This is a genomic window from Paenibacillus cymbidii, from assembly GCF_004764705.1.
Classification (GTDB): Bacteria; Bacillota; Bacilli; order Paenibacillales; family NBRC-103111; genus Paenibacillus_AN; species Paenibacillus_AN cymbidii.
In genome coordinates, this window is the sequence record NZ_SHLX01000032.1 from 31,687 (window position 1) to 55,582 (window position 23,896).

The following is a 23,896-nucleotide window of genomic DNA, read 5'->3' on the forward strand; positions in this document are numbered from 1 at the left end:
ATTTTCGCTTATCGTTTCTTACAGTATAACGAATCGTGTGTGTTCACTTCCAGTGGGGATGCCCGCAGGCAAATTTGGGCTCATCGTGGCGAGGCCTCACGCCAAAGTGCGGGAATGCGGGCTGTCCGCCAGCTGCCGCTCCATATTCGCCGTGACCGCCATGCCCGATAGCCGGAATGCCATCAGTACGGCTCCGGCTGCCGGCGAAAAGGCCGGCTCGACAACGGTGTAGCGGCGGGGTTGCATCGTTGGTTGGCCCAGCGCACGAACCAAATGGCGGCGCATATAACGGCAACGCGCAACGCCGCCGATCAAGGCGACGTCGACGGCTTGATCCGCAAATCCCGCGCCGATCAGCCGGACTCCAGTCGCCAGTTGTTCCGCTGCCGTTCGGCAAACCGATGCGGCCAGCGGACTGCCGGTTTCAGCCGCTTCCGTCACCAGCGGCGCCATCAGGCCAAACGATCGATCGCACGCCTGCCTGTCCCGCCGAAATCCGTCTTTCGCCAGCCCGCCCAAATAACCCGTGTCCGGCGCCTCCCAGTAGGCGAGCACCTGTCGAACGAATGTTTCGTCTTCCGCTGCATATTCTCCGGCGACGATTCGGAATACGGCATCGTAAGCGAGATGTCTGGCGGCTGCATAAGCATAGTGGCGAAATTGATAATTGTTCCGCTGCTCGCCGGACTCGTCCACGCCGTAAACGATCGAACCGGTTCCCGCGATCGCGATAATGCCCGGCTGTCCGCGCAAGGCGCCGGCTTGGGCGATTCGGGCGTCGTTGACGGCCAGCTTCTCCCCGCGCATGCCGGGCAAATCGATCAACGCGTCGGCCCACGGCCGATCCTCGTCGCGATCCAGCCCCGCCACGCCGGCGACGATCGCCGCCACATCGGCCTCGCTCCGTTTCGCTTCCCGCAACGCCGCTTCTATCGCTTGCCTGACATGCCGCACGGCATCCGGATCCTTGTGCGCGTTCGCCGGGCCTCCTTGCGAATAAGCTAGCACGCGCCCCGACGGATCGGCCGCCATCACCCGCGTATAGCTTCCCCCTCCGTCGATGCCGATCACAATACGTTGGTCCATGCGGGTCGGCTCCTTTCATGATGGACGGCATCATGGCGATGCCTCCTCGGTGTATATGATCGTAACCCGCAATCCGCACAATCACAAGTCCGTTTGAACGATCTCTCGGATGCATAAGCAAAACGGCTGTTCAAATCAATTTAAATTGTGTAAAATTAAATTGTATAAAATTGATTCGAAGGAGGACCGCACCATGAACATATACGATTTCAACGTGCAAACGATAGGCGGCGAAGAGAAGACGCTGGCCGAATATCGCGGCCAGGTGCTGCTGATCGTCAATACGGCGACCCAATGCGGACTCGCGCCGCAATTCGACGGGTTGGAGAAGCTTTATCAGACGTACAAGGAGCAAGGCTTTACCGTGCTTGGTTTCCCGTGCAACCAGTTCCGCGAGCAGGAGCCGGGCGACAACGGCCAGGTCGAACAAGCGTGCCGGATCAACTTCGGCGTTACCTTTCCGCTGTTTGCCAAAATAGACGTCAACGGCAACGCGACGCACCCGCTGTACCGTTATTTGAAGAAGGAAGCGGGAGGGCTGTTCGGCTCGGGCATCAAATGGAACTTCACCAAGTTCCTCATTGACCGGGACGGCCGCGTCGTCAAACGGTTTTCGCCCACGACAACGCCGGCCAGAATCGTCAGCAAAATCGAACGGCTGATCGGAGCGCCGTATGCGGCAGCCAAATGAACGAATGAAGCTGGACAACCAGCTTTGTTTTCTGCTGTATGCCTCCTCGCGGGCGGTTACCCGCCTGTACCAGCCGCTGCTGGATGAGCTAGGCATCACGTATCCGCAATATTTGGCGCTGCTGGTGCTGTGGGAGCGGGAAACCGCGACGGTGAGCGAATTGGGCGCCAGGCTGGAGCTCGATTCGGGTACGCTGACGCCGATGCTGAAGCGGATGGAAGCGGCCGGGCTGGTCGTGCGCGAGCGCGATCCGCTTGACGAACGGCGCGTCGTCGTGCGGCTGACAGCCGCAGGCGAGGCGCTGCAGGAGCAGGCGTCCTGTTTGCCGGAGAAGCTGCTTGCCGGTGCGGGCGGCACCGAAGCGGAGGCGCTGGAGCTGCTCGGCACGCTGCGCCGCCTCCTGGCCCGGCTGAAGGCGCCGGAATGAAGCGGCGTTAGAAGGAGTCTGGCGTCAGGAAGCGGGGCGCCGGAAATTTGGCCCGGATGCGCGCCGCGCTTGCCGGCGGCAGCGCGTACAGATCCATGATGAGGGCGTCGATGGTTTCGTAAATCGACGCTCTTTCCGCTGCGTTGCGCGAGGCAAGCATGCCGTCGACCAGCCGGACGAGCCGCTCCTGTTCGGGCTGCAGGCAGCGCGGCAGCGGGATGGACTCGATGTGCCGGCGCAGCACCTTGACCGAAGCGAAAGCGCAGCGGTAATAAAACTGCGCCGCCCGCGAGTTCAGCACGGCCATCACCGCTTTGGCCGGAAAACCGTCCAGCTGCGGGATGAGCACATTCGCGCTGTTCAGCGAGAGCAAACCCGTTTCGTCGTAAGCGAACACAAGCTGCGCATTGATGAAGCGGTACAGCAGCTTCTCCGGCGCACGGTACATGCGGGCGGGAGCGACCTGCTGGAACTGCTCCGGCCGGAACCGAATATACCGCGGCTCGGCCGGAAACACGTTGTATTGAAAAACGTCGGCGCCGGCCACGACGGTTTCGCCGCCATCCGGCATGTCGCGAAGCACCCAGCGGCTGTTGTCGCCGGTGACGATGCCGAGCGCAAATTCGGCATGGCCGGCGAGACTTCCGCCGCCTGCAGCGCGCATCCGCTCGAGGATGCGATGATCGCCGCCTGTGGCGCCGATATTGAAGACGGAGATTTCGTTGCCGGCAAACCGCCGCTGCAGCGCGCGATGGTTCCCGTCGCTGCCGGCGATCGCGACCCGGTGGCGGCCGTCTGGCGGCGACTTGCGCAGCGTCAGCGCAATCGCGTCGCTGTTCACGTGCGAGAACGACTGGCCGAGCGCTTCGATGCGTTGCAAGCTGCTGCGTTCGAGCAGCAGCTTGCGCACGGGCTCGTGCGCCCCGACTGCCAGCAGCGATTCGGGCAGGACGAAGGCGAGCGTTCCGCCGGGGCGGAGCAAGCCGATGCCGCGCTCGAGGAACAGCGCGAACGAATCGCCTTTGGCGGCTGCGGTTTCGTAGCGGCCGGCCAGCCGCTTGCGCTGTTCGCTCGCGAACGGTACGCCCCACGGCGGATTGCCGACGACGATGTCGTAAGCGCCGTCGCTCAGCCCGGCCGGCTCGGGCGCGGGCTCGAGCGAGTCGCCGACGAACAGTCGGTCGCCGACGTCGCTCCGGCCGGGCGGTTCGCCGAGCAGCGCCAGGTTGACGCGGGCGAGCGCAACGGCGACCGGGTCGATGTCGCAGCCGGTCAGGCAGCGGCAACGAATGAGCTTGTCCGCTTCCGCCGCCGACATGCCGCGGGCAATGAAGCGGGCTTTGAGCGCCAGGTAGGCGCGTATCAGGAACATCCCCGTGCCGCAGCAAGGATCGACGAAACGCGGCGCGGGTTCGTCTTCGCACAGCTCAAGGCATTGGTCGACGAGCTGTGCGGCGATGGGGGCGGGGGTGTAGTAGCTCCCGCCTTTTTTGCGCGTGCGCAGCATGGTGAGCGACATGTAGAGCAGGCCGAGCAAATCTTCGCCTTCGCGGAAGGCGACGGGCAGCCGCGCGACGGCCCGCAGCGCCGCGAGGGCGTCTTTGCTCGCCGCCGCCACCCGCGAAGGCGGGCAAATCGCCGCGAGCATGGCGGCATAAGGCGCCGCGTCGAGCTCGCCGGCGGCGAACCGCTCGCTGAGCGAGCGGTCCGCGCCGCCGGCTGCTGCGCTGCCGGCCGCGGGCAAGCGGCCGCGGTCGGCGAGCAGCAGCAGCGCCGTCTCCAGCAGCGCGAGCGCGGCATCGTCTGCGCCGGCAGAGGCTTCGGCGATGGCCGAAGCCAGGTGCCGGCCGGTTTTGCCGGTGCCGTAGGCGGCCGGGAGCGCGCGGCCGCCTACGGCGGATTTGTTGCGGCGGCTGCGCAGCCGCGTGTCTTTGCCGCTGCGCAGCGACTCGCGCAGCCGGAGCAGCTCGCGCTCGTCGAGCGCGAGGGAGCGCCCGCGCCGCGAGCCGGCGAGGCGGCCGGCCCGCAGCCAGTTGCGCACCGTCGCCTCCGACACCGCAAGCGCTTGCGCGGCATCGGCGACGGTTAGCCATCGCTCGCGAGTCTGCGCGCCGGAAGGGGCGTCAGCATGCACATCAGGCTGCACGCTTGCCTTCACATTTGTTCGTTCGTCGATTGGTTCCCCCGGCATGTTGTTCTTCTCCTGCGCGTTTTCATTGATCATTGCCCTTATCATACCGCATGGCTAGGCTAGGGGGAACTGTTCGTCAACACGCATAACGAAGCAGGTGCACGTGTCATGTCCCATAAGTTCGCACACGAGCGGCGACCTTGGCAGCAAACTCATATCATGGTCGTTCGTTATTTGTTCGAGTTACTGTAGCAGCATATCACCTACTGGTTGGACGGTGTGATGCGCAGGCGAAGCAACTGTTTGTTCGGGACAGGACGCTGCGGGAGCGCTGTTGCGAAATAGGCCATCTTTTATGGCCTATTTGGTCCAAAAGGGGCAGTCGCCACAAAATAGCCAGTAATTTCACTGGCTATTCGTGTCGATCTAACCGGATTGGACTTGTTTCGTCCCAATAACCAGTGTTTTCACTGGCTATTTGGGAGGGGGAAGGGCGAAATGGGGAAATAAGCCACTTTTTATGGCTTATTTCGCTTCCAGCAGGCCCTTCGGCAAGATCGACGAAAATCAATAAAAAGAATGCCCCGAAGCCTGCGCGTGATCGGCCTTCGGGGCATTCCGGCACTTTCTCGTACCGTCAAGCGGGTTGCTCGCGCTTCTCCTCGATTTTCCGTTTCAGCGCCTCGCGTTCGCCGCTTTTCAGAATCGGGCAATTGTAGCACTTCTCGCCGTTCTCGCGGCGGTAATACATGCAGCAGGAGGAGCGGACCATCAGCTTGGCGCCGGGCTTGTAAGGGCTGTCGATATATTCCGCTTCATGCACGAAAGGATTGCGCCGGCGGCCGAACAGCTCGGCCGGCAATTGCTCCAGCAGCTTCAGGTCGGCCTGAAACCGCACCCGCGCCGCTTCGCGCGGATCGTTCTCCAAGACAAAATCGCGGGCAAACGCCATGCGCGCCCCGTATTGGTTCCAGACGAGGTCGGGCTTGACGCCCGCACCGGCCCCCACGGCCGCGAGCATCGGTCTGATCGTGTCGCGGTAATACGCGGTCAACGCTTCCGTCACCGCTTCGTCGCGTCCTTCCGCTGCAGGCAGGTCGCTCCAGCGCAGCTCCTTGATCCGGAACACGGTATGCGCATGGTCCTCGTGCTGTTCGAGCTGGAACTCGAGGTTGTCCGGTGTCAGGTCCAATACGCGATTGTACTGGGAAATGCCGAGCTGCACGATCGCGCACAGGCCGAAGAAACCCATGCCGATATGCGACGCGGGCAAATCGAGCCCGTGCGCCTTCAGCAGGTCGCGGCTGCAATTCAGCGCCTGCGCCATCGTGTCCGGCTGCAGCAGCTCGGCGACAGGGGCGGAGAATGCAGGATCGTCCGCTCCTTTGAGCGAGATGTGAAAAAATTTGTCGGCCAGCGCGAGCAATTGCTCCAACGTTGCTCCTCCTCGGGCGATGCGTTAATAAAAATGAGAATCATTTTCACGAATTCAGCTATCAAAAAGTATACGGCAATCGGCCCGCGCTGTAAATTCTTTCTTTGTTTGCGTTTGTCCGCACTTGTCCGCGCTTGCCCGCGAAGCAGACTCGGCGGCTCCCCGCCTCGTATACTTTCGTCTTCGTTCCCATTATACTGGTACCGAACCCGAATGAGCGGAGGCAATTCGATGAACGAGTACCTATATACATTCGCCTGCCACGAGGACGAACAGCTGCTTGGCGGCATGGAGCGCCGCGCGCTGTTCGGCGGCGACGGGCTGCCGGCCGTGGACCGCGGCCGCTTCGTCGTCAGCCGCCGGGCGATCGATGCGAGCCGCAGCCCGTTCGTGAAGCAGCGGATCGAGGTGATTGCCGAAAGCGGCGATCCGGAGCAAATTGCGGCGCAGATGGAGCGGACGGTGCGGCTGGACGGCGCAACGTTCAAGATCGTATACGTGCCGGCCGACGAGGACGCCGCGGATTACGACGAGCGGCGGCGCATCGAGCGGCTGATCGGCGCGCGCGTCGTCGGCCGGGCCGATATGAAGCGGCCGGACGCTGTGTTCGGCATCGCGCGGGCGAACGGGCGCTGGCTGTTCGGGCCGTGCGAGGACAACGCGGCCGTCTGGCTGCGCAACAGCCGGAAGCCGCGCAATTATTCGACCGCGCTCGGCACCCGGCTGGCGCGGGCGCTCGTCAACATCGCCGCGCCGGAGCCGGCCGGCTTGCGCCTTGTCGACCCGTGCTGCGGCATGGGCACGGTGCTGGTCGAAGCGATGTCGATGGGGATCGCCATCGCCGGCTTCGACATCAACCCGCTGGCCGTACGCGGGGCGCGGGACAATCTCGCCCATTTCGGCATGCCGCAGGATGCCGTCGCCTTGGGCGACATGCGCGAACTGAACGGCGCATATGACGCGGCGATCGTCGATTTGCCGTACAATTTATGCTCGGTGCTTTCCGCCGGCGAGCGCATGGAGCTGCTGCGCGCCGTCCGGCGCCTGGCGCACCGCGCCGTCATCGTGTCGACGGAGTCGATCGACGCCGATGTCGCGGCGGCGGGTTTTGCCATACAGGACCGCTGTACGGTCAGCAAAGGCAGCTTCGCCAGGCAAGTGCTTGCCGCCGAATCATCCTCATTTCGCCCCGTTCCCTCTCCCCTCGTATGAAAAACTCCGCTGGCGGGAATGACTGGAAGTGAACTCATTCCCGCCAGCCGGAGGCCCATCCCATGAATCCGCCCGATGCGACCCTTGCCATTCCCGCCAGTCTGGCGCAAAGCGTACGCCTGATGACGGAACAATTCGGAAACAGCAGCGACTTTGTCGTGCGCCCGTTCCAGCTCGGCGGCGAACCCGAGGCGGCCGGTCGTTCGCCCTGGTCGTCAGCTTCGCTGACTGCTCCCCTGGTCGTTCCCTCCGGGAACTGCTCGGGCATGCATCCGGGGGTATGCGACCTGCCTGACAACGAACTGCCCGCCCCTGCATCCGGGGAAGGAGCGGCGTTGTATATCGACGGCCTCGTCGACGGCGGCGCGGTGCGCGGCAATATGGAGACGCTGCTTCGCTGCGCGCGCGAGTACCGGCTGGCGAGCATGAGCCGGCAGTACGATTGGGCCGATCTCGTCCAGTATGTCGCCATTCCCGCCGACAGCATGCAGGCGGTGTCGACGGCGGACGAAGCTTGCGACGCTATGCTGTCAGGCGCGACTGTCTTCCTGTTCGACGGGTACGCAGGCGCCTTGCTGTTGCATACGCCTGGCGGCGAGGAGCGCGGCGTGGAGGAGCCGGCCACCGAAACGTCGGTGCGCGGGCCGCGCGAAGGGTTTACGGAATTGATGCGCACCAATACCGCGATGGTCCGGCGCAAAGTGAAGGACAAGCGCCTCCGCACGGAGCAGCTGCAGATCGGGCGCGTGACCAGAACGAACGTCGAAGTGATGCACATTTCCGGCATTGCGGACGAATCGGTCGTAACGGAGGTGCTGATCCGTCTGAAACGAATCGACGTCGACAGCATCCTGGAAAGCGGCTATATCGAGGAAATGATCGAAGACGAAACGTACGCGCTGTTCCCGACGGTAGCCAACACGGAGCGTCCGGATGTGGTCGCGGCCAATTTGCTTGAGGGGCGAGTCGCCGTTTTCGTTGACGGCACGCCGTTCGTGCTGCTGGCGCCGGCGGTGTTTGTCCAGTTTTTCCAGGCGGCGGAAGATTATTACCATCGGTATACGTATGGCCTGATCCGGCTGCTGAGGCTGCTTTGTTTTTTTATCGCCATGTTCGGCCCCGGCTTCTATATTGCCATCACCACGTTCCATCAGGAAATGCTGCCCACCGGCCTGCTCATCAGCTTGGCCGCGCAGCGGGAAGGCGTGCCGTTTCCGGCGTTTGTGGAAGCGCTCATGATGGAGGTGACCTTCGAAATTTTGCGTGAAGCGGGCGTGCGACTGCCGCGGGCGATCGGCCAGGCCGTTTCGATCGTCGGGGCGCTCGTGCTCGGGGATGCGGCCGTGCAGGCGGGACTCGTTTCGCCGGCGATGGTGATCGTCGTTTCGCTTACGGCGATCGCGAACTTCGTTATCCCTGCCTTCGAGGTGGCGATTTCACTGCGCATTCTGCGGTTTCTGTTCATGGCGATGGCCGCCAGCTTCGGTCTGTTCGGCATGACGATCGGCTTCATCGCCCTGCTGCTTCACTTGTCGAGCCTGCGTTCGTTCGGCGTTCCGTTTACGTCGCCCTTCGCACCGTTCCGGCTGGAGGACCAGAAGGATACGCTGCTGCGTTTGCCGATCTGGAGCATGCGCAAGCGGCCGCATTTTTTCAGCCGGGACAACCGGGTTCGCCGCCGTGCCGGCAAACCGCGCAAGCCGTCCGGCCGCTCGTAATCGTTCCGTCGATACCGCAGGAAAGGACGTGACGCCTATGGCGGTCCGCCCATTTCGCTTTCGCAACCTTCTGATGCTTGTGCTTGTCGCGGCGCTGCTGGGCACGCTGCTGACGGGCTGCTGGAACCGCCGGGAGCTGAACGAGCTCGCCATTACCGTCGGCATGGGCATCGACAAGTCGGGGGACCAGTATGTTGTTTCGGCGCAAGTCGTCGATCCGGGCGAGGTAGCCGCGCGCAAAGGCGCCACGGGCAACCGCACGCCGGTTGTGCTTTACAAGGAGCAGGGAGCCAGCGTGATCGAAGCGATGCGCAAAATGACGACCAAAGCGCCCCGCCGCATCTATATGGCGCATCTGCGCATGCTGGTGGTCGGCGAGGAGCTGGCGCGGGAAGGCCTTGCGCCTGTGCTCGATTTTTTCTCGCGCGGGCATGAGCTGCGCACCGACTTCTTCATCACCATCGCCAAAGACGACCTGGCGGAAAACATCCTGAAGGTGTTGACGCCGCTGGAAAAAATTCCGGCTAATGAAATGTACGCCTCGCTGGAATCGTCGCAGCATTTCTGGTCGCCGACGAACGGCGTGTTTCTCGACAAGCTGATGAATCAACTCGTGGCGGAAGGGCGGAATCCGGCGATTACCGGCATCCATATCGTCGGCGACAAAACGCAGAGCGGCCGGCAGAGCAACCTGAGCGTCATTGAACCGCCGGGCCAGCTGCAGTACGTCGGTTTCGGCGTATTCAGGCTTGACAAGCTGATCGGATGGCTGAACGACAGCGAGAGCAAGGGGTATAATTATTTGGTCAATCAGGTGACCAGCGCGGTGGCGCACTTCCCTTGTCCGGACGGCAGCGGGCGGATCGTGTTGGAAATCCTGCGGTCGCATACCCGCTTGACCGGCAAGAAGACGGCCGACGGCAATCCGAAGATTCAGGTCGATTTGCGCGCGGAGGGAGATATCGCCGAAATTGCCTGCAAAGTCGATTTGAACGACACTGCGGTGTTCGAACAATTGCAGCGGATGGGGGAGCAGCGGCTTCGCGAGTTGATGGAGCAGGCAATCCGTAAGGCGCAAAAGGAGTTGGACGACGATTTTCTCGGCTTCGGCGCCGCATTGAACCGCTCCTATCCGAAAGATTGGGAGAAGCGGTGGAAAGCGGAATGGCCCCGGTTGTTCGAGCATGTGCCGGTGGAAATGAAGATCGATTACAATCTGAGACGGGTGGGGACGGTGACGAATTCGTTCCTGCAGCAATTGAAGGAGTAGAGGACAATGGGATGGTCTGTCGCCGGCGTCGTGGCGGGGGTAACGCTGCTCGGCCTGATCGACGTGCCGTATTTGCGCAAGATGCGGTCGCGGAAGGAGACCTGGGTGTACATCGTATTGATGCTGTCGGCTTTGACGCTGAACGTGTTATGGATACTGGATGTGCCGCTTCCGAACCCGGTCGAGTACATCACCGCGATTTACAAACCGTTAAGCAATTGGCTGTACGGGTTGTTGAAGTAACGAGCCATCAACCGGAATCGGGAGGGGATGCAGGCATGGGAAACGGGAAAATCGCGATTCGCCAGTTTATTGTGCTGGTGACGATGTTCTGCGTCGGCAGTTCGATCCTTCTCGTTCCTGCTGCCCTGGCGATCGACGCCAAACAGGATGCCTGGATGTCGGCCATCGTCGGCACGCTGGTCGGCCTGCTGCTGATCGTCCTGTTCGGCAAATTGGCGAGTCGGTTTCCGGACATGACCCTTGTGCAAATGAGCGAATGGCTGCTGGGCAAATGGCTGGGCAAGCTGGTTGGCTTGCTGTACTTCGTGTTTGCGTTTCTGCTGTCGGTGTTCATGCTGCGGTACATCGGCGATTTTATGACTTCGCAGATGATGACGGAAACGCCGATCGAAGCGATTCATATCCTGTTCATGACTATCGTTGTCATGGGTGTTCTGCTCGGGCTAGAGACGTATACGCGCACGGCGGAAATCATGTTTCCATGGATAACGGTCTTTTTCGTCACCCTCGCCATCCTGGTCGCGCCGCAATTTCAGTCGCCGTTCATCCAGCCGGTCCTGGCTCATGGCATCAAACCGGTGCTGCGCGGCTCGTTTCCGCTGATCGGCATCCCGTTTCTGGAGCTTGTCCTGCTTCTGATGCTGACGCCGTTCGTCGCGGGGCCGGAGCGCCGGTTGAAAGGGTTTCTTATCGGCGGCTGCATCGGCGGCCTGCTGGTGTTCGGCGTCACCATCGTTTCGATTCTGGTGCTTGGTCCCGATATGACCGTCCGCGACATCTACCCGAGCTACGTCTTGACCAAAAAGATCAATATCGGCAACTTCCTGCAGCGGATTGAAGCGATTCTGGCGGTTGTCTGGTTCTTCACGATTTATTTCAAACTGACAATCACCTTCTATGTGTCGGCGCTGATTCTGGCCCAGGTACTGGGCTTGCCGCGCATCCGGCCGCTCGTGATGCCGCTGGCGCTCCACACGCTTGTGCTTGCGCTCGTCGTGTACCCGAACATCATGTACGGCATTCAATTCGCCGGCAAAATGTGGACGCCTTTCGCGATGACGTTCGGGCTCGCGCTGCCGCTGCTGCTGCTCGCCGTATCGTTCATCCGCCGCCGCAAAGGCGCCGCTCCTCCGTAAAGGCAAGTTATCGCGAAATAGGGAGGGGGTGGCGAAATAGGCCATCTTTTATGGCCTATTTCGTCTAAAATGGGCAGTCATCTCAAAATAGCCGGTGTTTTTGATGGCTATTCGTGTAAATCTGGTCTGATTGAGGCTCTTTGACCGAAATAACCAGTGTTTTCACTGGCTATTTTCGATGAGACTGGCGAAATGGGGGCAATAAGCCATTTTTTATGGCCTATTTTTTCGCCCCAACCGAACGATGAGGCGGGGGAAACGCTCCGCCCTCCGTGTCGTCCTCCGTGTCGCCCTCCGTGTCGCCCTTCGCGACCAGTGCGCTGACGCGGGCCAATTCACCGGCTTCGCTGCCATCGCGTTGCCCATCCGTCGCCGCCATACCGTCGGCATTCTCCTTCGCCGCCGTCACCGCCGACGCCGCTTCGGCATCTTTCGCCCGCCGCGCCAAATACAGCGCATATTCAATCGGCCGCCGCAGCGCCGTCACATAAATGCCGGTTTCGCCGGTTTTGAGAAACACGTCGCGGCTCGGCTTCGGATTCGCCTCCAGCAGCCAGACGCGCCCCTTCTTGTCGACGCCGACGTCCAGCCCAAACTCCATCATCGGTCCAAACCGCTCCTCAATTGCCGCCACCACCGCAAACGCGAGCGCATCGCATTCGCGCCCGATCCGTCCCGCTTGCTCCGCGCCAAACCGGCCGCGCATGAACGCGTCGAACGGCACCGCCGTGCCGCCGCGCCCGCGCAGCAGGTTGGTCGTCGGGCTGTTGCGGCCGCCGATGCGCAGCGCCTTGCCGGTCAACTGCCATTCGCCGTCGCCGTTTTTCTGGATCAGCACGCGAACATCCGCGACGCGCCCCGGCACCAGTTCGGTATCCAGCCCCATCTGCACGAGAAACCGACCGGAGCGGATGCTTTGCGACCGCGTCCAGGCCAAGGTCCAGACGAGCAGCGCCTGCAAGCTGCCGAATTCGAGCAATCGCAGGGCGGACTTTTTTTCCCGCGCCTGGACGAGGTAGCCCGTCCCCCGGCGCGCGATCTTCATCACGCCGAAGCCGCCGGTGCCGTTGGCCGGCTTGACGTAAACGATCCGGTGCCGCTGCAGGAAGCGGCGCAACGTCTCCGGCGAGCAGAGCTCGGTTTCCGGCACCCATTTGCGCACCGCTTCCGATGCGGTGTACAGCTTCGTGGCTTCCGATTTGAAAGTAAAATGGTTGTTCGCATACCGAAAACAATTGCTCTCCCGCAGCTGCGTCAAGGCCGGCGTCCAATGGCTGCGAAACCGGTCGATCACGATGTCGGGCCACGGCAATTCCCGCCTGCTCCAGCCGCCGCCCGCATTCGGCACGAAGCCGTAAACTTTTTTGCGCTCATGCTGCACGTCCTGATGGGAGAACAAATACACGTCAGCTTCAAGCTTCCGGCCTTCCCGGATCAAATCGCGAAAATAGTCCGGCTCCATGAACCGCTTGTTGTCCCGGTAGGTCAATACGCCGATGGTGGTTCGCCGCAATGGAGTCGCTCCTTCCCCCATGAACAAGAATGGTTTCTTTCCTCAAGGTATGAGCGGAGGGTGCGGGCGGTGTGGGCATGGTTACTTCTTTGCGAAAAAAGGGGATATTTTACATTTCTGCGACATGAATTTCCATGTAATTGGATTTATACGTCAAATTTCTTAACATTAAAGCGTTTGCAGCACAATAATTTTCGGGAATGGCACCAAATTTTCTTTTCATATGGTACAATTAGTGACATATAAATTACATAAGTTGGATAAGGGGTGTGGTGCGATGTTCGATTGGCTCGGATGGAGGAAAGGGCTGCCCCTCTGGTGGTCTTATCGTTTGAATGCGAGGTCGAAAGAAGATGTCGAGGACATTTTCGTCGGCATTGCCGAAACGCGGATGAACTTGCTGCAGGCTTGGACGCTGGAATATTGGGGCCACCTGGATCGTTTGCTCGATCAAATGAAGCCGTGGGACGACCGCGACCGCAGCGGGGCGGAGCGGCTGTTCGCCAAGGCGCACATGCGGGCGGCGGATTTCTCCGAAATCTTCCTGCTGGATGCGGCGGGAACGGTCGTTTTCTCCACCGACCTGCGGCACCGCGGGCAGAAGTACGGCGAAGACGGGCTGATTGCCCCCGGGCTGCGTTATTCCCGCGGCGTGCCGGGCGGTCGAAAATGTTTGTACGGCCCTTACGCCGATCCGTGGACACTGACGATTGGCCCAAGCACCTCCTCCTTCCACGATAAAATGACGCTGCTCTTCATTACCCCGATCGTTTGGCACGGCGAATGGCAAGGCGCCTTGTGCGGCCGCGTGCCGAACGACGTGATCGGCGACTTGATCCAGCGCGAATCAGGCCACGTGTACCCCGACTCGGGCGACAACTACCTCTTCATGGCGAAGCCGGAACTGAACAAACAGATTGCGCCCGGCACGGCCTTGTCGCGCAGCCGGTTCGAGGATCGCACCTTTACGCACGGGGAAAATTTGAAAGACGGCGTCACGACCGACTGGGGCGTCGTATCGGTCAAGGAGCATACGGAACTGGAGCTGATGTTTACCGACCCGGCGACCGGCGAGCTTCATCCGGGCGTGGCGAATACGATCCGGAGCGGCAGCAATTTATTCGTTGCGTTTCCCGGCTATTCCGACTATCGGCACATTCCCGTCATCGGCAAAGGCGTGACGTTTCAACTGCCGCACTGCCCCGACGTCTGGGGGATGATGTGCGAAGGCGATCTGGAGGAAGTGTACCGGATTCGCGGCATCGCCTGGCGCCAGTTCCGGCTCCATCTCGGGCTGATCGCCGGCTCCGGCGTTCTTACGGCGCTGCTGGCTTACGCGCTGGCGGGCCGCGTGTCGCCTGCCGCATCGGGCCTGCTGCTGGGCGGGGCAGGCATTGCGTTCGGGCTGCTCGCTTCCTGGGTGCTTCACCGCAGAGGGAGCGAACGGATCGTCGGCCATATGCGCCGGCTGAACCGTTTCATCCGCATCAATGCGGAGGGCAAGGGCGATTTGACGCAGCGGCTCGACACGCGGCAGTTCGACAACGACGAAACGCGCGATTTGGCCAAATGGATCAACAACATGATCGACTCGCTGGAAGGCATCATGCTGCAGGTGAAGCTGGCGTCGAGCGACGTGCTGTCGAGCCAGCGCGTGCTGGGCGAGTCTACGGCGAACACGGCGGTGGCGACGGAGCGCATGAACGAACGCATCAGCGCGATGATTCTGAGCATCCGCAGCCAGTTGAAGGATATCGACGTGGCGAAGGACGTCGCCGGGGAAATGCGCGGCACGCTGCGCATGCTGGAGGACAAGGCGTCGGCGCAAATTGCGGTGGCGCAAGGCGAAGTCGAACGCATCGGCGACAAGATGCGGCAAATATCGCAGAAGGTGGCGGAGACGAATGGCACGATCGGCGCCTTCATGCAGACGACGCAGGAAATCCGCAACGTGCTGCAGGTGATCGAGGAAATTTCCGCGCAGACGAACCTGCTGGCGCTGAACGCTTCCATCGAAGCTGCGCGCGTCGGCGAGCAGGGCCGGGGCTTCGCTGTCGTCGCCGCGGAAATCAAGAAGCTCGCCGAGCTGACGCGGCAATCGACGATGGAAGTAAGCGACATCGTTCAGCACATTTACCGCAACGCGCAGCATGCAACCGCCTCGATGGAGGAAGGCACGCTGGTCGTCGGCGAAGGCACCGAGCTGGTAGCGGCGGCTTCGGAAATATTGGGCGCGGCCAAGGCGGACGATTCGCTGAAGACGCAAATCGTCGACGAAGTGGTGGTGCTGATGGAGAAAATTGCCACCGTCAGCATGCAGAACCGCTCGATTTCGACCGAGGTGGAAGGCAAGGTGCAGGAGCTGATGACCGACATTGTCGGCGTGCGCCACACGTCGCATCATGTGGAAGCGATCACCGCCTTCCTGCAGCAATTGGTCGGTCAATTCCAGCTTACGGAAGCGCGCAGAAGATAACGGCGGCGAATTTCGCCGGAAGGCAGGAATTCGTTCTTCCCCGGAGAAACTTTACTGGAGCAAGCCAAATCGCAAACGAGAAGCGGGAGGAACGCATCATGATTTTCGGCGATATTCGCAATTACGACAAGGAAAAGAACACGTACCCGGATGCCGTGCGGCGGGGGCTGGAGTATATTCGCGCGACCGACTGGTCCAAGGTGGAGCCGGGCCGCTACGAAGTCGAGGGCGACAAGCTGTACGCCATGCTGCAGACGCCGGAGACGAAGCCGGCCCCGCCAAAGGCGGAGTCGCATCTGACGTATACGGATATTCAGTTTCTGCTGGAAGGCGAAGAAAGCATGGGGTTTGCGCGCTGGGACGAGTCGATCGTCGTCACCGACGATCTGATCGAGAAGGGCGACGCCTACCTGTACGAACATGTCGATAACGAATTCAACCTGCTGCTGAAGCCGGGCATGTTCACCGTGTTTTTCCCGTCGGACATCCATCGACCGAACGGTGCGGTGAATGAACCCATGAAGATCCGCAAAGTTGTGGTCAAAATTCACCGCGATCTGCTGGGGATTTAAACGCAAAACGATCGCTTCCCGTTCGGCCGTCCTGGCCGGGGAGGCGATTTTTTTTGCCAATTGACCTTGGTAGGATGAAGCCTGTCATGCTCAAGCGTATTTCTCCATCATTTTGGCCAGATAGTTCCGGAAGGCTTCCACATATGCCCGCGGCTTCACGATTTCAAGCTGGTACCGAAGCTTGCCAGAAACTGAAACCACGTACTGTTTTGCGGGACCTCAATGGTTGCCGATAAATAGGCCGGACGGTGGTTTTCCATTCGTTTTCGACCGTACCGTTCAATAAATTGATCTTTAATGCCCGGCGAAATCAATACCTTGATGGTGACTAATTCCGGTTGATAGGTTGCGTCCCGTTCTTGTTCGGGCACATGTTCTCTGGGGACGAATGTTATTTCATCCATGTGAAAATGATCGATCCGCGACAATTTGAAGGTTCGATAGTCCATGCGTTGTAAACAGAAGCCCCTTAAATACCAACTCGATTCGCTAAAATGAAGCTGATATGGTTCGACGATTCTTTTCGTTGCGATGCCTTTTCATCGATATGGAAGCTTGACATGTCTTTAAGGTTTGCGCCATCTCGGACTGTCCCTCCCAGTCGTAAAACGACAGTTGAACGGAACTTGTCAGAGACAGCCGGCTCACCATTGCCTCCATTTTTTTTATCGTCCGTTCCACTTCCTCGCTAAGCAGTATTTGTTCCAATCCACCTAATGCAGTCAGTATATTTTCCAGGTCGGAGTTGCTTAACAGCCGTTTATCAACCTTGTATGCATCCATAATCCCGTAGCCGCCGTTAACGCCATTAAATGAAGCGGACGACGGGTGAAGTCGTTCCAGGCAATAACGTGCTGATATGCTTGACATGGACGACAAACAAGTCATGTCATCATGCCGTTAGTCAATACGCCTTGGTCGTCGTGCTTCGGCATGCTGGTCGACAAGTTCGGGATCTGTTGGAAGTTCAATCGCGATGCGGATCGGTTTCTTGATCAAGTGATTGTCGGCAAAAAGTAACTCCTGGTGAAGGCGCTCCATTTTCGTTTGGAGCGATTGGTTGGGAAGGTTCCGTTGCCAGGGAACTTGTGTTCCGCGGGAATTCGGCAACCATAAAGGGAGGCCATCGATCATGATGGCCTCCCTGTTTACCGTTGCAGGAGCTTGTTGCGGCGCCTGCGCTTATTCGGGCGTTTCGCCAAGAAGCCGCCGCAAGCCGAGCAGCGACTGCGCGGAGCCGTCGGCGGTCGTGCCGCCCGGGGGCACGTAGTGCGTTTCGATGCTGTACAGGCCGTTGTAGCCGTCTCGTTCCAGCGCCGCCAGCTGCCCGGGAAAATCAACCGTGCCTTCGCCGATGGGCACGCATTTGGCGCCATCCGGTCCGTGTATGGCGTCCTTCAGATGGACGTGCGCCAGCACCCGTTTTACCGCTTCGTAGCCGTCGGGGAACGCCGTGCGCCCCGTATAGGCTTCGTTGCCCGGATCCCACAGCACGCGCAGCGCGGGCGAATCGACCCGCTCCGCCAGCCGGCCGACTTCGGCCGCGTTGCCGCCGTTGCAGGACGGTTCGTTCTCGAGCAGCAGCAGGAAGCCGCGCTCCTGCGCGATGTTCGCGGCCCGTTTCAGGTGGGCGGCGATTTCCGCTTCATGCTGCTGCGGCTGCTCTTCGCGCCAGAAGGAGAAGATGCGGATGCGCGTCGTCCCGAGCAAGCCGGCGATTTCTATCGCCCGCTCCAACAGCTCGAAATGGCGGGCAACGTCCTCGTCGGCCGATTGCCCGAATGTATCGCCGCCCGCTACCGGCCGGTTCGGGTCCAGCGGACACTTGAACACGGGCGATGCGATCGCGGCCACGTACAGGCCGTGCGCTTCGACGCGCCGCCGCACCTCCCGCGCCTCGTCGTCGGTCAGTGCGATGACGTTGCGGCCGTCCACCATGCGGATTTCCACATGATGCAGGTTTCGCTCCTGTATCCACGTCAGCGCGTCGTCCAGCACCGGCGATACCTCGTCCGTAATAATACCCAATCGTTCCAGCATGCGGTGTGCCTCACTCCTTTTTCATCGAAATTCCGCTGTCCGGCATGTCATTTGCGCGAGAACATGCTCCAGCCGCCAAGTACCGGCGGGTCGCCCGGATCGTCCACCAGCAGCGCTTCGTAATTTTCCGCCGCTTTGCGGAAAGCGTTCGCGTATTGCTCGATCTGGTCCTTGCGGAAGTGCTTGAACCACGGGATGGAGTACACCCGCCGGGCGATCCCGACGGACACCGGCAAGTCCGCGTCGAGCGTCCTGACGTCGCGCGAGGCATTGGCGATCCGCGTCGGTTTGCCGTGACCGTAAACGTCCGCTTCCTGGAACAGCGGATGCTTGTGCAGCGGCATGTTGCAGCCGGGCTGGCAATCGGCGACGCCTTCGGCCCGCACCGCTTCGGTGAAGCGGGTCACGGAAAGTCCGCCGAGCTCCTCCGGCTTGTAGTGACCGTGCGCCGCGTACCAGCCGCCCATCGCGCTGCCGGAATCCGGCCGCGGGCGGTGCGCCGCGAGCCCCGGCACTCCTTCGAGCAAATCCCAGAAGTAATTCATCGCCCGCCCGATTTCGGCGTTGCGTTCGTCATAATGCCGCAGCTGCACCCTGCCCATGGCCGCGCTCATCTGGTGCATGCGGTGCTTGTAGCCGCCGAGCGGCAAACCCGCGTACGGCTGCAGGCTTTCCGTATGGATAACGCCGTTGTAGCGCTCGTAGTGGCCGAAGGCGAGGGCGCGTTCGTATATTTCCCGGTCGTTAGTTGCCAGCATGCCCGCTTCGCCGATGGCGAGCGCTTTGCCTGACATGAGCGACATGCCGGAGACATCGCCGATTGCACCGAGCGCCCGGCCCTTGTAAAGGCCGCCGTGCGCATGCGATACGTCCTCCACGACCTTGATTCCGTGTTTCCTTGCAATCGCCATGATCTCGTCCATATCGGCCGGATAGCCGAAATAATGGACAACCACGATCGCCTTTGTCTTTTCGCTGATGCAGCGTTCGATATCCTTCGGATCGATGCACAGCGTGACCGGGTCGATATCCGCAAACACGACGGTTGCGCCGAGGGAATAAACGGACGTGCACGATGCCCAGTAGGTGATGCTCGGGCAGATCACTTCGTCTCCTGCGCCGACGCCGACGCCGAACAGCGCCGCATGCAAGGCACTCGTGCCGTTGTTGGCCCCGAGCGTGTATGTCGTCCCAAGCCAGGCGCGGTAGTCTTGCTCGAACTGCTTCGTGATGTCGGTGCCGGACATCGCCCGCTTGCGCAGCACGTCGAGCACGGCCGCCTCGTCCTCCTCCGTCACGATCGGCCAGGCGAACAGATCGCCCGGTTCCGACACGACGGCCCGATTGCCGCCGAACAACGCCAATGGATGGTTGCTCATGTTTTTCCACTCTCCCGATTGCCAAAGGTAGCGATTCGTAACGTATAATAAAGGAGAACCCGGAAGGAAGCTTGCCAAAAAAGGAATGCATGCAGCCATTTTATGATCGGAGGCTGGCGGGCGATGAGCGTTTTCCCGCAGTACGAGGATTTAATGACGATGATCGCAGCGCGAAGCGGGAAGCTTCCGTTTTATATTTCGATTCACTCCGTGCGCCAGACGCGGGTGCATCATCACGATTTCGTCGAATTGACGTTTATGCTCGAAGGAAGCGGCAGCGAAACGATCAACGGCGTGACGCATCGCATGCAGCCGGGCGTCGCTTCGTTCCTGCTCCCGCATCACATTCATCATGTCGAAAGCGATTCCGACCGACCGCTGGTCAAATATTGCTGCATGTTCGACATCAATTTGCTGTTCGGTTCGGCTTATGAGGCGGAGCTGTCCCGGTTGCTGTTTCGCGTCGGGTCGGAGCTGCCTTCCTCCGTCGCGTTCGACCCGGCGCTGGCTGCGCAGATGCAGAGCGTGCTCGACATGCTGCATGCCGAATACGTCAACAAGGACGGAATCGGCCGAAACAGCTTTATCCGCGTCAAGCTTACCGAGGCCATGCTGCTGTTTATCCGCGCCGCGCAGGCGGCCGCCGACGCGCCTCCGCCTTCGGGCGAATTGTCCGAGGCGGGGCTCGATTTTGGCGAGGTGCTGCGCTTCATCCACGTCCATTATGCCGAGCCGCTGACGCTGGACAGGCTGGCGGAGCATTGCCGCGTCAGCGCCGCGCATCTCAGCCGCTCTTTCAAGAAGCGCATCGGCTGCAGCTTCCTTGACTACTTGCACCGCTTGCGCGTGGAAAGCGCGGCCAGCATGATGCGCTCCACCGATATGACGCTGATCGATATCGCCGCCGATGCGGGCTTTCCGTCCTATCGCAGCTTCTCCCGCATTTTCCGCGACCTTCAAGGTCGGACGCCGAGCGAGTATCGGCTCGCCTTCAAGTCGGTCGGGGGAGGGTGAGGGAATTCGGCTACTTGAGAGCATATGCGCGGCTTCGTGCGAGTTGTTGGGGCGGAGACGGGGACGGTCGATGTTTGGCTTGTTGGAAGAGGGGAGACGCCGTTCGCTGAGGGCTGAAAGGGGCGGATTCTGCTCGAAGTCGAGCTTGAGCCGCCTGAAATGCGGCTAACCATCAAAATAGGCAATAAAACATGGCTTATTCGGGCTTTTGCACCTGATTTATCAAAAATAGCCAGTGAAATCACTGGCTATTTTTGATAAACGGCTTCAAAATCGAAAAAACGGCGAAATAACCAGTGAAATCACTGGCTATTTCTTTGCTGGCGCCCGTTTTAACGAAATAGGCAATAAATCATGGCTTATTTTGAAGACGGGTGCCGCGCAACGCAGCGTACCGCCCCGCCCCTGCGGAGCGGTCCTTGCCTTACTTGGTGTCGCGCGCGTCATCTTCCTTCGAATAGGCAACGAGCACGACGGATTCGTTCGTCTCTCGCTCCAGTCGCTGCTCCAATTGCTTTAATTGCTCGATTTGGGCGTCGGTCAGCGACGACGGTTTGAATTCGGGCATTAATAATCACCTCACGGCACTACTATTCCCCGTCAGGCTCGATATGATGAGCCGCCGAGGCCGCTCCAAGGTCGCATCGAGCTGAAGTCGTGCCAATGCCGCTCCAACCTCGCCCCAAATGTCGTCGATCTCGCTCCAACCGCACCCAATGTCGCGCCGATCGCTCCAATGTGCCTCGCACTCAACCTACGGCGTCCAAATCGTGGCCGCGATGTAGCAGGAGCCGCCCATGGCGTCGTTGTAGTAATACGCCGTCACCAGCTTGCCGTCGGGCCGCTGCACGGTGCGCGTATAGCCGATGTCGTGGCTGCCGGCGTCCTGCCGCAGCACGATGTCGGCCCCCCACGTTTGCCCTTCATCTTCGCTCAGCCGGGCGCGGATCCCGTACGGGGCGTTGCGGAAGCCGTACGTCATGCACAGCCGCCCGTCCGCCAGCCGCGTGAGCGTCGGCGGATTGCCGCCGTTGCCGCTGTCCGGCACCGGGCGGCTCATGTAGCGCCAACTGGCGCCGTTGTCCGCCGAGCCGTACAGGTCGATCCAGTTGTCGCTGCGGTCCGCGGCCACGCGCCGGTCGCGGGTCGCGACAAGCAGCCGCCCGTCGGCCAGCCGCACGCCGGCCGGCATGATGTCGAAGCCGCCTTCCGGCGCGTCGCCGATCCAGGAGACGAAGCCAAACGTAAGCCCGCCGTCGACGGTGCGCGCGCAGAACGTGCGGCTGCCCGTTTCCGTGCCGGGAATGGTCGGCGCGGTCAGGAACAGCAGCAATTCCTTCGGACCGGCGACGATATAATCCGTTCGCGCGGAAATGCCGACCAAGCCCATCGGCGGCAAAGCATAAGGCCCTTGCCACGAGCGGCAGCGGTCGGTCGAGGTATAGAACCACGACATGGCGCCGCCGGTCAGGTCTTTGCGCGCGAACAGCAGGGCGAAGTCGGGATGGGTGAAATCCGTCCCGCCCGGATAAGGAACCGGCTCGTTGCGATCTTCCGCCGCGCCGCCCGTCCCGCCCGCCGCCGCAGCCGCATGCTCGCCGGCCGACAGCCCCTGATTGCCGGGCGTGCGCAGCGGCATCGGTTCGGTCGTCCACGTGTCGCCGCCGTCCAGGCTGCGCGCCTGCATGGCGGTGAACGGCTTCGTTTTGTCGCGGGCGTGGAAGCCGCCGTCGTTCAGATGATAGCCGGAAGTAAACCCGACGACGATTTCGTTCCCCCACGACCAGATGCCGTAGTTGGCCGGCCAGGCGGCATAACGCCCCGGCTCGCGATACAGAACCACATGTTTCATGTGCGTAAGCTCCTCTCATTCAAACGCCAAGCCCGCACGCGGCGAGCGGCGGGCTTGACGCAATGGCTTGCAGTCCGGCTGGCCGTTACTTTTTAATCCGACCCCAAGCCGTATTGTAGATGTTCTCGATTTCCGTGCCGCCGCTTGTGGCCACTTCCTTGACGAAAGCGTCCAGTTCGCTAAGCGGCCGCGTGCCGAGAATGAATTTGTCGATGTTCTGCGTAAGCAGCGTGTTCACTTTGGTGTTCAACTGCTTCAGTTGCTCCGTTTCGGCCGAGTTGAACGGCGGGTCCTGCGGCTTCTCGATGACTTCCTTAGCGTCCTTCTGCTTCTTGACGATGTCCGACCATTCCTTCAGCGACGGGTTCGAAATCGTCAGCATCGGCGTATCGTCGGTGAACACGCTGAACGCCAGCAGGCCGGTGCCGAGCGCGGATTGCATCGAGCGGTAAGGGTCCTGTTTATCCTTGTACTGGTTCAGCAGCGTGTCCGGAATAGTCACTTTGTCGCCCGAGCGGGTGAAGTCCGTGCCCGGCCGGCCGAAGTTGGTGACGTCCGCACCCGCGTCCGAATACATCCAGTCGAACAGCTTGACGATTTCCTCCGGATTTTTCGCTTTGCTGCTGATGACATACGAGTTGAAGCTCGACGGGTTATCCATGTAGTTGCGTTTTTCGCCCTTGCTGTCTTTCAACAGCGGGAGCATGTCGAACTTCGCTTTCGGATTTTTCTGCTGCAGCGCGGCGTTGAAGTTGACCGCAAACGTGTAGTTGTCATAAAAGAAGAGCGATTTGCCCGAGCTCAAATTTTCCGTCCATTGCTGCTGGGTCAGGTTGGCGAAGTTCGGATCGAGCAGCTTTTCCTTGTACAGTTTGTTGAAGTAGGTGATGACTTCCTTGAACGCATCGGTCGACGTGCCGTAAATGTACTTGTCCTGCTTCGGCTCGTAGTAGATGTTGAAGCCGCCGCCGAACGCGTAGACGAGAAACCGCAGCGTATATTGCGAGCCGTTGCGGATTGTCCACGGATACGAGTCCGGATACGCTTTCTTGAACGCGGACAGCACGTTGTACAGCTCGTTGAAATCGGTCGGCGCTTTCAGGTTCAGCTCGCTTAAAATATCCGTGCGGATCATCGGGAAGTTGCCGACGTTCGCCGCCGCCGACTTGCGCGCCATGATCGGGAAGCCGTAAAACTTGCCGTCGACCATCAGCTTCTTCGCTTCCGGTTCGGCTTCGACCCGCTTCAGGAAGTTCGGCGCGTATTTGTCGAGATACGGCGTCAGGTCAAGGAAAACGCCGGTCGAGGCGAAGTTGGTCAAATCCGCTTTGGTCGCCCGCAGCACGTCGGGAAGATTGTTCGTCGTGATGAGGGTGCTTTTTTTCGTCTCGTAGTCGCTTTGCGGCACGCCTTCGAGATTGATTTTCACATTCGTCTGCTTCAAAATTTCCTGCAGCGCCGGCGCATCCTTGACCAGCGGCTGGGTCGAGCTGTCGCTCATCATGACGGTAATCGTGCGCGTTTCCTTCGGCGTTGCCGCCGGATTGGCCGACGCCGTTGCCGCAGGAGAGCCCGCGGCGGGCGAAGCGGACGGCGAACCGGCCGACTTGTTGTCCTTCGAGCAAGCCGGCAATATGGCCGCCGCCAGCAGCAGCGTGCTGAGCAGAACGGGTGTCGTTTTTTTCTTGAATGTAAGCATGG

Annotated in this window: 20 protein-coding genes and 1 pseudogene; 10 read left to right on the forward strand and 11 right to left on the reverse strand. The window is 60.6% G+C overall.

All coding sequences use genetic code 11. The annotated features are described in order from the left end of the window. Positions 1 to 96 precede the first annotated feature (96 nt). Positions 97 to 1,086 carry a BadF/BadG/BcrA/BcrD ATPase family protein gene (locus tag EXY20_RS31180; protein WP_135556338.1) on the reverse strand — a complete coding sequence of 330 codons (990 nt, stop codon included), beginning with the start codon at positions 1,084 to 1,086 and terminating at the stop codon, positions 97 to 99. Positions 1,087 to 1,279: 193 nt separating this feature from the next. Here EXY20_RS31180 and EXY20_RS31185 point away from each other — a divergent pair, with 193 nt between their 5' ends. Next, entirely contained in the window at positions 1,280 to 1,777 is a 498-nt protein-coding gene (locus EXY20_RS31185; RefSeq protein ID WP_135556339.1) for a glutathione peroxidase, read from the forward strand. Then, complete coding sequence (locus tag EXY20_RS31190; protein WP_135556340.1) at positions 1,761 to 2,204, forward strand: MarR family winged helix-turn-helix transcriptional regulator; 444 nt, start codon at positions 1,761 to 1,763, stop codon at positions 2,202 to 2,204. The genes EXY20_RS31185 and EXY20_RS31190 overlap by 17 nt, the downstream gene beginning before the upstream one ends. A gap of 7 nt (positions 2,205 to 2,211) precedes the next feature. Here EXY20_RS31190 and EXY20_RS31195 read toward each other — a convergent pair whose 3' ends face one another. Both EXY20_RS31195 and EXY20_RS31200 read right to left on the reverse strand, forming a co-directional pair. Continuing rightward, positions 2,212 to 4,395 (reverse strand): N-6 DNA methylase, encoded by a 2,184-nt coding sequence (locus EXY20_RS31195; protein WP_167859651.1) that lies wholly within the window; start codon positions 4,393 to 4,395, stop codon positions 2,212 to 2,214. Between the two features lie 577 nt (positions 4,396 to 4,972). After that, the gene (locus EXY20_RS31200) at positions 4,973 to 5,770 is read right to left on the reverse strand and encodes a (2Fe-2S)-binding protein (RefSeq protein ID WP_135556342.1); all 798 of its coding nucleotides are present in this window, start codon (positions 5,768 to 5,770) and stop codon (positions 4,973 to 4,975) included. A 231-nt stretch (positions 5,771 to 6,001) separates the two neighbouring features. Between EXY20_RS31200 and EXY20_RS31205 the strand changes: the two genes are divergently transcribed. From EXY20_RS31205 to EXY20_RS31225, 5 genes are all read left to right on the forward strand, one after another. Further along, positions 6,002 to 6,982: a TRM11 family SAM-dependent methyltransferase gene (locus EXY20_RS31205; protein ID WP_135556343.1), complete on the forward strand. Its 981-nt coding sequence runs from the start codon at positions 6,002 to 6,004 to the stop codon at positions 6,980 to 6,982. 62 nt (positions 6,983 to 7,044) lie between these two features. Then, positions 7,045 to 8,700: a spore germination protein gene (locus EXY20_RS31210; RefSeq protein WP_235886283.1), complete on the forward strand. Its 1,656-nt coding sequence runs from the start codon at positions 7,045 to 7,047 to the stop codon at positions 8,698 to 8,700. A gap of 37 nt (positions 8,701 to 8,737) precedes the next feature. Beyond that, entirely contained in the window at positions 8,738 to 9,970 is a 1,233-nt protein-coding gene (locus EXY20_RS31215; protein WP_135556344.1) for a Ger(x)C family spore germination protein, read from the forward strand. A gap of 6 nt (positions 9,971 to 9,976) precedes the next feature. After that, a complete protein-coding gene (locus EXY20_RS31220; RefSeq protein ID WP_135556345.1) occupies positions 9,977 to 10,213 on the forward strand; it encodes a hypothetical protein in 237 nt (78 codons plus the stop codon). Positions 10,214 to 10,248: 35 nt separating this feature from the next. Beyond that, on the forward strand, positions 10,249 to 11,349 hold the full coding sequence (locus EXY20_RS31225; protein ID WP_135556346.1) for a GerAB/ArcD/ProY family transporter: 1,101 nt from the start codon (positions 10,249 to 10,251) through the stop codon (positions 11,347 to 11,349). A 220-nt stretch (positions 11,350 to 11,569) separates the two neighbouring features. Here EXY20_RS31225 and EXY20_RS31230 read toward each other — a convergent pair whose 3' ends face one another. Then, positions 11,570 to 12,862 carry a YheC/YheD family endospore coat-associated protein gene (locus EXY20_RS31230; RefSeq protein ID WP_167859652.1) on the reverse strand — a complete coding sequence of 431 codons (1,293 nt, stop codon included), beginning with the start codon at positions 12,860 to 12,862 and terminating at the stop codon, positions 11,570 to 11,572. A 277-nt stretch (positions 12,863 to 13,139) separates the two neighbouring features. On the opposite strand from EXY20_RS31230, the gene EXY20_RS31235 reads away from it, so the two are divergent. Then, complete coding sequence (locus tag EXY20_RS31235) at positions 13,140 to 15,338, forward strand: methyl-accepting chemotaxis protein (protein WP_135556348.1); 2,199 nt, start codon at positions 13,140 to 13,142, stop codon at positions 15,336 to 15,338. 98 nt (positions 15,339 to 15,436) lie between these two features. After that, positions 15,437 to 15,910, forward strand: coding sequence for a YhcH/YjgK/YiaL family protein (locus EXY20_RS31240; RefSeq protein WP_135556349.1), 474 nt, complete (start codon positions 15,437 to 15,439; stop codon positions 15,908 to 15,910). A gap of 90 nt (positions 15,911 to 16,000) precedes the next feature. Here the strand turns inward: EXY20_RS31240 and EXY20_RS31245 are convergent. The 4 genes and pseudogenes from EXY20_RS31245 to EXY20_RS31260 all read right to left on the reverse strand — a co-directional run. After that, positions 16,001 to 16,726 (reverse strand): annotated as a pseudogene (locus EXY20_RS31245) (helix-turn-helix transcriptional regulator); the annotation flags it as partial. Between the two features lie 84 nt (positions 16,727 to 16,810). Then, positions 16,811 to 17,044, reverse strand: coding sequence for a hypothetical protein (locus tag EXY20_RS40740; protein ID WP_167859653.1), 234 nt, complete (start codon positions 17,042 to 17,044; stop codon positions 16,811 to 16,813). 48 nt (positions 17,045 to 17,092) lie between these two features. After that, on the reverse strand, positions 17,093 to 17,950 hold the full coding sequence (locus EXY20_RS31255) for a sugar phosphate isomerase/epimerase family protein (RefSeq protein WP_135556350.1): 858 nt from the start codon (positions 17,948 to 17,950) through the stop codon (positions 17,093 to 17,095). A gap of 47 nt (positions 17,951 to 17,997) precedes the next feature. After that, a complete protein-coding gene (locus tag EXY20_RS31260; RefSeq protein ID WP_167859654.1) occupies positions 17,998 to 19,329 on the reverse strand; it encodes a DegT/DnrJ/EryC1/StrS family aminotransferase in 1,332 nt (443 codons plus the stop codon). Between the two features lie 123 nt (positions 19,330 to 19,452). Between EXY20_RS31260 and EXY20_RS31265 the strand changes: the two genes are divergently transcribed. Beyond that, positions 19,453 to 20,343 (forward strand): AraC family transcriptional regulator, encoded by an 891-nt coding sequence (locus tag EXY20_RS31265; protein ID WP_167859655.1) that lies wholly within the window; start codon positions 19,453 to 19,455, stop codon positions 20,341 to 20,343. Positions 20,344 to 20,767: 424 nt separating this feature from the next. Here the strand turns inward: EXY20_RS31265 and EXY20_RS39290 are convergent, their stop codons facing one another. From EXY20_RS39290 to EXY20_RS31275, 3 genes are all read right to left on the reverse strand, one after another. After that, positions 20,768 to 20,911: a hypothetical protein gene (locus EXY20_RS39290; RefSeq protein ID WP_167859656.1), complete on the reverse strand. Its 144-nt coding sequence runs from the start codon at positions 20,909 to 20,911 to the stop codon at positions 20,768 to 20,770. Positions 20,912 to 21,097: 186 nt separating this feature from the next. After that, on the reverse strand, positions 21,098 to 22,195 hold the full coding sequence (locus EXY20_RS31270; RefSeq protein ID WP_135556353.1) for a sialidase family protein: 1,098 nt from the start codon (positions 22,193 to 22,195) through the stop codon (positions 21,098 to 21,100). A gap of 85 nt (positions 22,196 to 22,280) precedes the next feature. Then, on the reverse strand, positions 22,281 to 23,894 hold the full coding sequence (locus EXY20_RS31275) for an extracellular solute-binding protein (protein WP_135556354.1): 1,614 nt from the start codon (positions 23,892 to 23,894) through the stop codon (positions 22,281 to 22,283). Between the last annotated feature and the right edge of the window lie 2 nt (positions 23,895 to 23,896).